The organism is Saccharothrix sp. NPDC042600 (genome assembly GCF_040647305.1).
Taxonomy (GTDB): Bacteria; Actinomycetota; Actinomycetes; order Mycobacteriales; family Pseudonocardiaceae; genus Actinosynnema; species Actinosynnema mutabilis.
On record NZ_JBEZBW010000007.1, the window covers coordinates 159,109 to 170,927 of the forward strand.

General features: G+C 72.1%; 10 protein-coding genes and 1 tRNA gene. 5 read left to right on the forward strand and 6 right to left on the reverse strand.

Annotated features, from left to right (window positions below; translation table 11 throughout):
• Positions 1-40: 40 nt before the first annotated feature.
• The 3 genes from AB0A74_RS08370 to aceE all read right to left on the reverse strand — a co-directional run bounded on the left by AB0A74_RS08370 (position 41) and on the right by aceE (position 6,315).
• Positions 41-1,312 (reverse strand): ABC transporter substrate-binding protein, encoded by a 1,272-nt coding sequence (locus AB0A74_RS08370; RefSeq protein WP_358248185.1) that lies wholly within the window; start codon positions 1,310-1,312, stop codon positions 41-43.
• Entirely contained in the window at positions 1,309-3,315 is a 2,007-nt protein-coding gene (locus tag AB0A74_RS08375; RefSeq protein WP_358248186.1) for a substrate-binding domain-containing protein, read from the reverse strand. Before AB0A74_RS08375 ends, AB0A74_RS08370 begins: the two co-directional genes overlap by 4 nt.
• 249 nt (positions 3,316-3,564) lie before the next feature.
• Positions 3,565-6,315 (reverse strand): pyruvate dehydrogenase (acetyl-transferring), homodimeric type, encoded by a 2,751-nt coding sequence (aceE, locus tag AB0A74_RS08380; protein ID WP_358248187.1) that lies wholly within the window; start codon positions 6,313-6,315, stop codon positions 3,565-3,567.
• 295 nt (positions 6,316-6,610) lie between these two features.
• On the opposite strand from aceE, the gene AB0A74_RS08385 reads away from it, so the two are divergent.
• The 4 genes from AB0A74_RS08385 to AB0A74_RS08400 all read left to right on the forward strand — a co-directional run bounded on the left by AB0A74_RS08385 (position 6,611) and on the right by AB0A74_RS08400 (position 8,431).
• On the forward strand, positions 6,611-7,042 hold the full coding sequence (locus AB0A74_RS08385) for a DUF3052 domain-containing protein (RefSeq protein ID WP_358248188.1): 432 nt from the start codon (positions 6,611-6,613) through the stop codon (positions 7,040-7,042).
• 109 nt (positions 7,043-7,151) lie between these two features.
• Positions 7,152-7,616 (forward strand): peroxiredoxin, encoded by a 465-nt coding sequence (locus AB0A74_RS08390; RefSeq protein WP_358248189.1) that lies wholly within the window; start codon positions 7,152-7,154, stop codon positions 7,614-7,616.
• A gap of 42 nt (positions 7,617-7,658) precedes the next feature.
• Positions 7,659-7,733 (forward strand) — tRNA-Val (locus tag AB0A74_RS08395).
• Between the two features lie 407 nt (positions 7,734-8,140).
• Entirely contained in the window at positions 8,141-8,431 is a 291-nt protein-coding gene (locus tag AB0A74_RS08400; protein ID WP_358248190.1) for a hypothetical protein, read from the forward strand.
• Positions 8,432-8,473: 42 nt separating this feature from the next.
• Here AB0A74_RS08400 and lipA read toward each other — a convergent pair whose 3' ends face one another.
• From lipA to AB0A74_RS08415, 3 genes are read right to left on the reverse strand one after another with little or no spacing between them, the layout of a single operon-like run.
• On the reverse strand, positions 8,474-9,475 hold the full coding sequence (gene lipA / locus AB0A74_RS08405) for a lipoyl synthase (protein ID WP_358248191.1): 1,002 nt from the start codon (positions 9,473-9,475) through the stop codon (positions 8,474-8,476).
• A gap of 15 nt (positions 9,476-9,490) precedes the next feature.
• On the reverse strand, positions 9,491-10,405 hold the full coding sequence (locus tag AB0A74_RS08410) for an oxidoreductase (protein WP_358248192.1): 915 nt from the start codon (positions 10,403-10,405) through the stop codon (positions 9,491-9,493).
• Positions 10,406-10,425: 20 nt separating this feature from the next.
• The gene (locus AB0A74_RS08415; RefSeq protein WP_358248193.1) at positions 10,426-10,887 is read right to left on the reverse strand and encodes a hypothetical protein; all 462 of its coding nucleotides are present in this window, start codon (positions 10,885-10,887) and stop codon (positions 10,426-10,428) included.
• Between the two features lie 128 nt (positions 10,888-11,015).
• On the opposite strand from AB0A74_RS08415, the gene AB0A74_RS08420 reads away from it, so the two are divergent.
• Entirely contained in the window at positions 11,016-11,663 is a 648-nt protein-coding gene (locus AB0A74_RS08420; protein WP_358248205.1) for a TetR/AcrR family transcriptional regulator, read from the forward strand.
• Positions 11,664-11,819 lie beyond the last annotated feature (156 nt).

The window sequence follows — 11,819 nt, forward strand, 5'->3', positions numbered from 1 at the left end:
AGCGGCCGGCACCCGGACCGGCGAGCGGCCGGCACCCGGACTAGCGACCGGCCGACGCCCGCGCCGCGTCCTCGGCCAACCGCCTCAGCTCGGCGTCCAGCGACTTGGGGTTGCGCAGCACGTTGTGCACCGCCTGCTGCACGACCCTGGTCACGTTGTCGTAGTGCGCCGTCCGCGGTCGGTTCCGGGCGTTGTGGACCGCGGCCTCCAGCACGGCCAGGTGGGGGAGCCGGGCCCGCAGCTCGGGCTCCCGGTACAGGCCGGTCAGGGTCGGCGGGTAGCCCGCCTGGGTGAGCAGCGCGGTCTGGCTCTCCGGGTCGGTCAGGAACCGGATGAAGTCCCGCGCGGTGGCCTGGTGGGCCGAGCAGCGCGACACCGCCAGGTTCCACCCGCCCAGCGCCGCCGGCCCCGGCAACGCGGCCATCCCGAACTTCCCGTTCAACGGCGACGCCTCCAGCTCCGCCCGCGCGTACGGCCAGGTCCGCAGGAACAGCGCCCGCCCCTCCAGGAACTCGCGCAGGCTCGCCGCCTCGTCGTAGCGCAACGCCTCCTGCGGGATCCACCCCCGCTCCACCCCGCCGGCCAGCCGCCCGATCCCGGCCCGCGCGCCCGGACCGGCCCAGTCGTCCGCGCTGCCGCCGTGCCCCCAGACCGCCTCCAACGCGTTCACCGTCACGCCCTCGTACTGCCCCAGCTGCCCGACGAACCCGGCGACCCCGTGCTTCGGCGCGATGGTCGCCGCCTGCCGCTCCAGCTCGTCCCACGACGTCGGCCGGCTCGCGCCCTCCCGGGCCAGCAGGTCGCCGCGGTAGAACAGCACGCCCGCGTCCGCCCGCCAGGGCACCGCCCACAGCGTCCCGTCCACCCGCGCCGACTCGACCGCCGCCGGCAGGAACCGGTCCGGCCCGATCTCCCCCTCGGGCCACCGCGCCAGGTAGTTGGCCCGCGCGAACGCCGCCGTCCACACCACGTCCAGGGTGACCACGTCGTAGCACTGCGACCGGGCGTCCGCGCCCCGCCGGCCCGCGAGGTCACCGGCCCGCGCCATGAGCTGCGCCCGGTAGTCGTCGGTCGGCGTGGGCATCGGCACGTACGTCACCTGCTCCACCGAGCTGGCCCGCGCGTTCCACGCCTCCACCCGCCGCCGGATCGGCCCGGACGACGACAGGTCGTGGCTGTCCACGAACGTGATCCGCCCGCGCCCCTCGCGCGCCGGGTCCACCGCCGGCGCGCCGCACGCCGCCACCAGCAGGCACGCCACCACCAGCCGGCACGCCACCACCAGCCGGCACGCCGGCAACCACCGGATCACCGCGCACCCCACAGCCGGTCGGCCACCCAGTCCAGCGCGCGGTCCGGGTCGGCCGACTCCGCGCAGTCCCCGGGGTAGGCCGCGGCGAACGCCCCCAACTGGGTCGTCGCGGCGCACGCCCCCGCCACCAGCCCGATCCCGTGCACGTCGATCGAGCGGTCCACCACCGCGCCCGGCCGCACCGGCGTCGTGGCCGAGGTGATCACGACGACCGGCCGCTCGGAACCGTGCCGCCGCACCGCTTCGGCCACCACGTCGGCGGCGCCCTCCGGCGTGAACTCCACCCGCGGCGCGCCCGGCGCGAGCGCCGCGACCCGGTCGGCCAGGGCGCGGGCGGGCGCGGACCCGTCCACGGCCAGCACCACCCCGGTCGGGTCGGCCGCCGCCCGCCACGCCGCGCGCGCCGCCGCCGGGTCCACCGCGGGCCGCACCAGCTCCGGCTTGTCGTGCCGCACCCGCTCGTGCACGCCGGGGTTCCAGTCCGCGTCGCGGAACCCGGCCCGCCGGAACGCGCTCTGCCCGCCGTCGGCCAGCAGGTGCTCCCGGAACGCCGCCACCGCCGCCTGCCGCCGCTCGTTGGGCGGCCGGTTCCCGCGCCGCACCTCCACGAACGGGTGGTCCAGGTCGAACGTGCCCTCCACCGGGTACAGCGGCGTCAGGCACGGCAGGTCGTCGCGCCCCACGGCCCGCTCCGACGCCAGCACCGCGCCGGCCGCGTCCGGGCACACCGGCCCTGGGGACGTGCGCAGCGCCGCCTCCCGCAACCGGCGCGCCGCCGTCGGGTCGTCGAGCGCCGTCGGGTCGTCCAGCCCGGTCGCGCCCAGCTCGGCGCCCACCACGGCCACCGCCGCGGCCAGGCCCGCGCCCGACGCCGCCGGGTCCACGTCGGCCAACCGGAACGCGGGGAGGTCCCGCCAGTGGAACGACCCGTCCGCCGACGCCCGGTTCGGCGGCACGCCCAGCACCAGCGGCGAGTGCGCGATCGTGCCGCGGTCGAGCAGCTCGACGTCCCGGCGGCCGGTGTCCCGCAGCACCCGCAGCGCCTCCTCCCACTCCCACCGGACGTCCGGCAGCCACACGTGCGGCTCCGGGCCGTTGGTGGCCAGGTCCAGGTCCGGCCAGCCCCGTCCGAGCGCCGCGACCGACGCCGCCGACGGCCGCGACGTCACGTGCACCCGCGCCCGCCGGCACCCCGTGTCGTCGCGGTGGGAGTCGGCGAAGTCCGCCGCCAACCCGCGCACCACGTCCGCCTTCTCCGCCGAGGACAGCACGTTGACCTGCACCGGTTCCGGGCACGGCACGGCCTCGGGCGCGCGGGCCGCCAACGCGTCGCACGACAGCGGCACGGCCAGCAGCCCGACCAGCGCCACCACCGACCACCGGGGCCGGGGCCACGACCGGCGCGGCTGCGCCTTGGGGTGGTCGGGCCGGCTGATCCAAGCCCTGCCGCGGACCTCCTTCACGTCCACCGCGACCTCGCGGTAGGAGTCCGGATCGCACACCGGGTCGTCGCGCACGACGTCCCGGAAGAACCGGTCCGACACGATCAGCGCCAGCTCGCCCGGCCGGCGGCGCAGCTCCTCGCGCAGCGCCGTCGACTCCAGCAGCCGGAACGCCAGCACCAGGCCGTCGCCCATCACGCCGTTGCCGTCGTTGGACACCTCGCCCGCGGTGATCGCGGCCCGCAACCGGATCACGGCGTCCGGCGCGGCGGCCTTGTTGTGCTTGCGCAGCTGGCCGGCCAGGACGTGCGGCAGGGACCCGACGACGCGGCCGTTGGGCACGTCGTGGGGGATGAGCACGAACAGCCCGTCGCCCCGGTCCTCGTGGTAGGTGCCGTCCCAGTCGTCGGTCCACGGGATGCCGCACTCGGCGAACGCCCGGATCAGCGCCTCGTACAGCCCGCGCCGCACCGCCTCCTGCCCGGTGCGCCCGCGCGCGCCGAAACCGGACACGTCCACGGCCAGCATCGTGCGGTGGACGGCGGGTCGAGGCGTCCCCATTGCCCCCCTCGTCGCCGGGCTCACCCCATTCTATGGTGTGGATCACAGGGGTTCACCGCTGTGGCGCGGACCGTCAGGGACCCGCAGGGCCCCGTAGATCGTCCGAGGGCTCCCGGGACCCCCGGTAGGGGCGTCGCGGCCGTCAGCGGGGCGCTCAGGGCCGGGAACGGCGGACGCCGGGGACCCCACCTGATCGAGTGGAATCCCCGGCGTCGGTGTTCTCGCGCGCCGCCGCCGTCGGCGCGTGCGTCAGGCCAGGCCCGCGTCCGTGGTGGACGGGCCGGCCGCGGACACGTCGTCGATCTTGTAGCGGCGCGCCGCCTCGACGACCTTCGCCTGCTCGACCTCGCCGCGCTTGGCCAGCGCCTGCAGCGTGGCCACCACGACCGACTCCGCGTCCACCAGGAAGTGGCGGCGCGCGGCCGGGCGGGTGTCGGAGAAGCCGAAGCCGTCGGTGCCCAGGGTGACCATGTCGGTCGGCACGTACGGGCGGATCAGGTCCGGCACCGCCGACATCCAGTCCGACACCGCCACGACCGGGCCGGCCGCGTCGGCCAGCACCTGCGTCACGTACGGCACGCGCGGCTCCTGGTCGGGGTGCAGCAGGTTGTGCCGGTCCACCTCGACGGCCTCGCGGCGCAGCTCGGAGTACGACGTCGCCGACCACACGTCGGCCTGCACGCCCCACTCCTCGGCCAGCATCCGCTGCGCCTTGACCGCCCACGGCATCGCCACGCCGGAGGCGAGGATCTGCGCCCGCGGACCCGACGCCGAACCGCCCTGCTGGTACCGGTAGAGGCCCTTGAGCAGGCCCTCCACGTCCAGGTCCTCGGGCTCGGCCGGCTGCTGGTACGGCTCGTTGTAGACGGTCATGTAGTAGAAGACGTTCTCGGCGTTCTCGCCGTACATCCGCCGCAGGCCGTCCTTGACGATGTGCGCCACCTCGAACGACCACGCCGGGTCGTAGGCGATCACCGCCGGGTTGGTGTGCGCGAGCAGCAACGAGTGGCCGTCGGCGTGCTGCAGGCCCTCACCGGTCAGCGTCGTGCGGCCCGCCGTCGCGCCCAGCACGAAGCCGCGCGCCATCTGGTCCGCCGCCGCCCACAGGCCGTCACCGGTCCGCTGGAACCCGAACATCGAGTAGAAGATGTAGATCGGGATCATCGGCTCGCCGTGCGTCGCGTAGGACGTGCCGGCGGCGGTGAACGACGCCGTCGAACCGGCCTCGTTGATGCCCTCGTGCAGGATCTGCCCCTGCTCGGACTCCTTGTAGGCCAGCATGAGCTGCGCGTCCACGGACGTGTACATCTGCCCGTTGGGGTTGTAGATCTTCTGCGCCGGGAACATCGAGTCCATGCCGAACGTGCGCGCCTCGTCCGGGATGATCGGCACGATCCGGCCGCCGATCTCCGGGTCCTTGGCCAGGTCGCGGACCAGCCGGACGAACGCCATCGTGGTGGCGACCTCCTGCTTGCCCGAGCCCTTGCGCACCACGTCGTAGACCTTGTCGCCGGGCAGCACCAGCGCCTTGGACTTCGCCCGGCGCTCGGGCACGAACCCGCCGAGCTGCTTGCGGCGCTCCAGCAGGTACTGGATCTCCGGCGAGTCCTGGCCGGGGTGGTAGTACGGCGGCAGGTACGGGTCGAGGTCGGCGTCGGAGATCGGGATGCGCAGGCTGTCCCGGAAGAGCTTCAGGTCCTCCAGGGTCATCTTCTTCATCTGGTGGGTGGCGTTGCGCGCCGCGAAGTGCGGGCCCAGGCCGTAGCCCTTGATGGTCTTGGCGAGGATGACCGTCGGCTGGCCGTGGTGCTCCACCGCCGCCTTGTACGCCGCGTAGACCTTGCGGTAGTCGTGGCCGCCGCGCTTGAGGTTCCACACCTCGTCGTCGGACATCGGCGCGACCAGCTCCTTGGTCCGCGGGTCGCGGCCGAAGAAGTGCTCCTTGACGTACGCGCCGTCGTTGGCCTTGTAGGTCTGGTAGTCGCCGTCGGGCGTGGTGTTCATCAGGTTCACCAGCGCGCCGTCACGGTCGGCGTGCAGCAGGGCGTCCCACTCACGGCCCCAGATGACCTTGATGACGTTCCAGCCGGCGCCCCGGAAGAACGCCTCCAGCTCCTGGATGATCTTGCCGTTGCCGCGGACCGGGCCGTCCAGGCGCTGCAGGTTGCAGTTGACCACGAAGGTCAGGTTGTCCAGCTGCTCGTTGGCCGCGACCTGGAGCAGGCCGCGCGACTCCGGCTCGTCCATCTCGCCGTCGCCCAGGAACGCCCACACGTGCTGGTCGGAGGTGTCCTTGATGCCGCGGTCGTGCAGGTAGCGGTTGAACCGCGCCTGGTAGATAGCGTTCATCGGGCCCAGGCCCATGGAGACGGTCGGGAACTCCCAGAAGTCCGGCATCAGCCGCGGGTGCGGGTAGGACGGCAGGCCGCCGCCGGGGCCGGCGTGCGAGTGCTCCTGGCGGAAACCGTCGAGCTGCTCGGCGGTCAGGCGGCCCTCCAGGAACGCCCGCGCGTACACACCGGGTGACGCGTGGCCCTGGATGAACACGTGGTCGCCACCACCCGGGTGGTCCTTGCCCCGGAAGAAGTGGTTGAAGCCCACCTCGTAGAGGCTCGCGCTGGAGGCGTAGGTCGAGATGTGACCGCCGACACCGACGCCGGGCCGCTGCGCGCGGTGCACGGTGATCGCCGCGTTCCACCGGATCCACGCCCGGTAGCGCCGCTCCACCTCCTCGTCACCGGGGAACCACGGCTCCCGCTCGGTGGGGATGGTGTTGACGTAGTCCGTGCTGGTCAGCGAGGGGACGCCGACGTGGCTCTCGCGGGCCCGCTCCAACAGGCGCAGCATCAGGTACCGGGCTCGCTGCTGACCGCCGCCCTTGAGCACGGCGTCGAACGACTCCAGCCACTCCGCGGTCTCCTCCGGGTCGATGTCCGGCAGGTGGGCGGCCAGGCCGTCACGGATGACGCGCACCCGTTCGGGAGTGTTCTGCGGGCTCAAGGGATCTCCTCAATCCGGGGTTCTCTGGTTCCCATCGTTGCCTTCAAGACACCGTCCCGTCACCGCTACCGGTGAGTAGTTCTGGATCGTGTCCCTCGCGCGCGCGAATAGGAGGTATGTAGAGCCTGCCTCATCCGGATGGCGGACCGCATCCGGGGGTACCCGATGCGGCGTGTCTCGGCCCTTACGGTTGCGCTTGCCTGGTGTGACAGTGTTCGCTAGCCGCGACTGGTAGTGATGTCGCGCGGCAGTCGAACCCGGCTGCCGCTCTTGTGTACTTGGAGGAGTGGAAGCCGTGGTCGCCGCGGAAGACGCCGGCAAGGTCGGTGTCGCCGAGAGGCTCGGGATCGACCCGGGCGCTGTGGTCCAGGAAATCGGCTGGGGAGAGGACGTCGACGACGACCTCCGTGCGGCGGTCGAAGAGCGCATCGGCAGCGATCTGCTCGACGAGGACGCCGACGAGGTCGTGGACGTGGTCCTGCTGTGGTGGCGCGAGGACGACGGCGACCTGGTGGACGCCCTGGTCGACGCCATCGGCCCGCTCGCGGACGACGGCGTGATCTGGGTCCTGACGCCCAAGACCGGGCGGCCCGGGTACGTCGAGCCGAGCGACATCGCCGAGGCCGTGCCGACCGCGGGGCTCGCCCAGACCTCCGCCATCAGCGCGAGCGCGGACTGGGCGGCGACCAAGCTGGTCTCGCCGAAATCCGCCAAGTCCAAGCGCTGAGACGTCGCATTCGGCCGCCCCGACCCGTGCCGCTAGGCTCGACGGCGGGCTCCGCACGGAGCCCGTCTTCTTGGGCTGGGCACTTTTCCACTTGGCGGAAGGGCGAGGAATGTCGGTCGAGGTCGGTTCGCAGGCTCCGGACTTCACGCTCAACGACTACAACAAGCAGCCGGTGACGCTGTCGTCGTTCCGCGGCGAGCGCAACGTCCTGCTGGTGTTCTACCCGTTCGCGTTCAGCGGCATCTGCACCGGCGAGCTGTGCCAGGTGCGCGACGAGCTGGCCACGTACGAGAGCGAGAACGTGCAGGTCATCGGCGTGTCCGTGGACACGCCGTTCAGCCTGAAGGCGTGGGCGGAGCAGCAGGGCTACACCTTCCCGCTGCTCTCGGACTTCTGGCCGCACGGCGAGGTGGCGACCGAGTACGGCGTGTTCAACGAGGCCGCGGGCCTGGCCAACCGCGGCACGTTCCTGATCGACACCGAGGGCGTGGTCCGCTACGCCGAGGTCAACGCGCCGGGCGAGGCGCGCGACCAGGAGGCGTGGAAGAAGGCCGTCGCCGAGCTGGGGGCCTGATAGCGTTTGCCCCGGAGTCGGCCGGTCGGCCGACCCCGGACCGGGCGTGTAGCTCAGCGGAAGAGCACTCGGTTTACACCCGAGCGGTCGCAGGTTCGAATCCTGTCGCGCCCACCAGTGTGGGGTATTTCACAAATCGCCGACAATCGCTCGCCACCGGCGGTCGAGGCATTTCGCATTTCGCGCCGCGATGTCCACCATCAGGGTATTGCGGACCGGTAACGCCGACAGGGACGCTGGACCGATGCACAAACCGGAGCTCCACGTCAAGCTCCCCCCGGATCTGCCGACGGAAAGTTACGAAGGCATTCGTCAAGCCGTGTCCAGCCTCCTCGAACTGTGGGGCGTGGACGACGTGACACCGCTCCTGGTCGACGCGGTGGCACGGGGCAAGTCCGACCGCGGCTGAGCCGTCCGCGTACGCTTCCGGGACCTCGCGACGCGGGATCAGGGGTTGCCGACCGGGGCTCCTCGGGTGCGACGCCCCCTATGCCTAACAGCGTTCAGGACGTAGCTTGTCCGCCATGTCGCCCAAGACGGTCGCCGCGGTGGTGGGGGTCGCTTTCTTCCTGGCCGGGTTGTTGATCATGTTGCTGCCGCTGTCCGCCGACTCGCCCTCGGGCGTCGCCGTCTCGTGCGGCAACAGCGTGGGCATGGGGTTCGACCGGGTCGCCGTCGAGGCCGAAGGGGGCGCGCTGGTCGAGATCTGCTCGCGGCTGCGGGTGGAGCGGCTCGCGTGGGCCGCGCCGGTGACCGTGCTGGGCGCGTTGTTCGTCGTGGGGGCCGCGGTGGTGCGGCGGCGGTCTTCGGCATGACGAAGCCCCCGACCGCGGCGGCCGGGGGCTCCGACGAGCTGCCTAGCGGGCCAGCAGGGAGGTGATCTCCTGGGCCGCGCCGCCCGCCTCCAGCAGGTGGCGCAGGTTCTCCGGGAGCACGTCCCCGCGCTTCTGCACGGCCTGGGCGTACAGGCGTCCCGCGCGGTAGGAGGAGCGGACCAGCGGGCCGGCCATGACGCCGGAGAAGCCGATGCCCTCGGCGGTCTCCTTGTGCACCACGAACTCCTCCGGCTTCACCCAGCGCTCGACCGGGTGGTGCCGCGGCGACGGGCGCAGGTACTGCGTGATCGTGATGATCTCGCAGCCGGCGTCGTACAGGTCGTGCAGCGCCTCGGTGACCTCCTCCGGCGTCTCGCCCATGCCGAGGATGAGGTTCGACTTGGTCACCAGGCCGGCCTCGCGGGCCTTCGTGATGACCTCCAGCGACCGCTCGTAGCGGAACGCCGGGCGGATGCGCTTGAAGATCCGCGGCACGGTCTCCAGGTTGTGCGCGAGCACCTCGGGGCGCGAGTCGAACACCTCGGCGAGCTGCTCGGGCACCGCGTTGAAGTCCGGGATCAGCAGCTCGACGCCCGTGCCCGGGTTGAGCGCGTGGATCTGGCGGACGGTCTCGGCGTACAGCCACGCGCCGCCGTCTTCGAGGTCGTCCCGCGCCACACCCGTGACGGTGGAGTAGCGCAGGCCCATGGCCTGGACGGACTCGGCGACCCGGCGCGGCTCGTCGCGGTCGAGGTCCGTGGGCTTGCCGGTGTCGATCTGGCAGAAGTCGCAGCGTCGGGTGCACTGCTCGCCACCGATGAGGAAGGTGGCCTCCCGGTCTTCCCAGCACTCGTAGATGTTGGGACAACCGGCCTCTTCGCACACCGTGTGCAGGCCCTCGCGCTTGACCAGACCCTTGAGCTCCCGGTACTCGGGGCCCATCTTCGCCTTGGTCTTGATCCACGAGGGCTTCTTCTCGATGGGCGTTTGGCTGTTGCGCACCTCTAGGCGCAGCAGCTTCCGACCTTCAGGTACGACGGTCACGGCCTCAACACTACGTCACGCCGGGTCCGGCGCGACGCCCGTGAGCTTGGCCGTCAGGTCCCACAGGCGGCTCGCGGCCAGCTCGTCCTTGGCCGCCGCCGTGGAGCCCGAACGGGTGGGGTGCCCGCGCATCCCGCGGAACCCGTCGGGGCCGTAGTACGCGCCGCCGACGACGTCCGGCGCGGTCGCCGCGTAGAGCTGCGGCAACGTCCCCATCTCGACGGACTGGGCGAAGAAGTCGCTGATCTTGGCCCCGACGGACATGACCGGGTTGCGCCGCGAACGCGCCATGTTGGTGCTCAGCTCGGTCGCCGTGACACCGGGGTGGGCCGCGACGGACGTCACGTCCACGCCCGCGGTCCGGCACCGGCGTTCCAGCTCGCGCGCGAAGAGCAGGTTGGCCAGCTTGGACTGCCCGTACGCGCCCCACGACGAGTAGCGGCGGACCTCGTAGTTCGGGTCGGCGAGGTCGATCGCGCCCAACTGGTGGGCCATGCTCGACACGGTGACCACGCGGGCGTGCGGGGTGGCCTTGAGCAGCGGCATGAGCAGCCAGGTGAGGGCCGCGTGGCCCAGGTGGTTGGTGCCGAACTGGCGCTCGAAGCCGTCGGCGGTGCGCCCCAGCGGCACCGCCATCACCCCGGCGTTGTTGACCAGCACGTCGAGCCGGTCCGTGCGCTCGCGGACGGCCTTCGCGGCGTCGTGCACCGAGCCCAGGTCGGCCAGGTCCAGCTCGACCAGCTCGGCCTTGTTGCCGACCCGCTCCAGCGCGCGCTGCCCGCGTTCAGGCGACCGGCAGGCCATCAGGACGCGCGCGCCCTTCCCGGCCAGCACCTCGGCGGTGCGCAGCCCGAGACCCGAGTTCGCCCCGGTCACCAGCACGGTGCGGCCGGTCTGGTCGGGGATGTCCGCTTCGGTCCACTTCGCCATGGTCACCACCCAACAGCAAGTCAGGCGCTCTTGGCGAGCCTGCGGTGGCGGGCCGGCGCCTTGGCGCGCGGCGCGTTGCGGACCAGCGCCAGGAACGCGGCGCCGACCTTGGCGATCTCGTCGGACGGTTCGGTGAGGTCCGCGAGCCCGGCGGTCAGGGCGAGCAGCCGCTGCTCGCGCTCGATCGCGTCCTGCGCGGTCAGGTGCTCGTCCAGCACGGCCCGCAGGACGGGCTGCTCGGCGGCCAGCGCGCGCCAGGTGTGGGTGACGGTCTCGACGCGGTCGCCCGCGGCGTCCTCCAGCGCGACGCCGAGCCGCCCGGTGAGCTGCTGCATCCACCGGTAGTGCAGGGCCGCGAGCAGCTCGTCCTCGGTGGCGAACAGGTCGCGGTCGAAGGTCAGGGGCGCCGCGGGGTCGTCGGACGCGGCGTCGAGCACGGCGTCCAGAGCGTCACGCCGTCGGTAGAAGTCGGTCCAGCTCATGATCACGCCCTCCTCTCGTGATGCGGCTCATACCTGAGGTCTTTGGCATACCGCCGGTATGGCCGATAGGGCGAACATACCACGAGTACGTACCGTCGGTATGTCGTACGGTTGTGAACGTGGTGACAGTGCGGTCCAGGCGTGTCGAGTACTCGGAGTCCACCAGGCAGGCCCTGGTGGACAGTGCCGTCGAGCTGTTCACCAAACGGGGGTACGCGGGCACCTCGCTGGACGAGGTCGCCAAGCGGGCCCGCCTGACGAAGGGCGCGCTGTACCACCACTTCAGCGGCAAGCAGGCGCTGTTCGAGGCCGCCTTCGACTCGGTCGAGAACGCGTTCATGCGCAAGCTCGGCGAGATCGTCAGCGCCCCCGGCGACCCGTGGGACACGGCCATCGCGGGGCTGCGCGCGTACGTGCGGGTGTGCCTGGAGCCGTCGTACCAGCGCATCGTGATCCACGAGGCTCCCGTGGTGATGGGCTGGGAGCGGTGGCGCGAGGCGGAAGAGCACTTCAGCTACGGCCTGCTGCGGTCGACCATCGAGGTGTTGATCACCAGTGGCGAGTTGGAGCAGTTGCCGGTGGAGACGATGGCCCGGTTGCTGTTCGGGTCGTTGTCGGCGGGGGCGAGCATGATCGCCGGGGCGGCTGATCCGAAGAAGGCGAGTGCGGAGGTCGAGCGCACCATCGTGCGGGTGGTGGAGGGGTTGCGGGTCAATGGCGGCCCTCGGGTGGTGGAGCCCGTCCGGGAACACCGCTCGCGATCCCGCCGCCGTTGACGCTGGGGGCTGGCGCTTCTTTCGCGCGAAGCGCGGCGCTTTTCGCCGCGCAGCGGCGTGCTTTTGGTTTGGGCTCCCAGCCACAAGGGGCCTTCGTGTTCCCCACCGTATGACCTGCCCGAAGGGCTACCACACTTTTCGGGGGTCGGGCCAAAA

What these genes read in the sequence shown, in the direction of transcription:
- AB0A74_RS08410 (WP_358248192.1), bottom strand. Translation starts at nt 10,405, where the DNA reads ATGGCGAAGTGGACCGAAGCGGACATCCCCGACCAGACCGGCCGCACC.
- AB0A74_RS08415 (WP_358248193.1), bottom strand. Translation starts at nt 10,887, where the DNA reads ATGAGCTGGACCGACTTCTACCGACGGCGTGACGCTCTGGACGCCGTG.
- AB0A74_RS08390 (WP_358248189.1), top strand. Translation starts at nt 7,152, where the DNA reads ATGTCGGTCGAGGTCGGTTCGCAGGCTCCGGACTTCACGCTCAACGAC.
- AB0A74_RS08375 (WP_358248186.1), bottom strand. Translation starts at nt 3,315, where the DNA reads ATGGGGACGCCTCGACCCGCCGTCCACCGCACGATGCTGGCCGTGGAC.
- AB0A74_RS08400 (WP_358248190.1), top strand. Translation starts at nt 8,141, where the DNA reads ATGTCGCCCAAGACGGTCGCCGCGGTGGTGGGGGTCGCTTTCTTCCTG.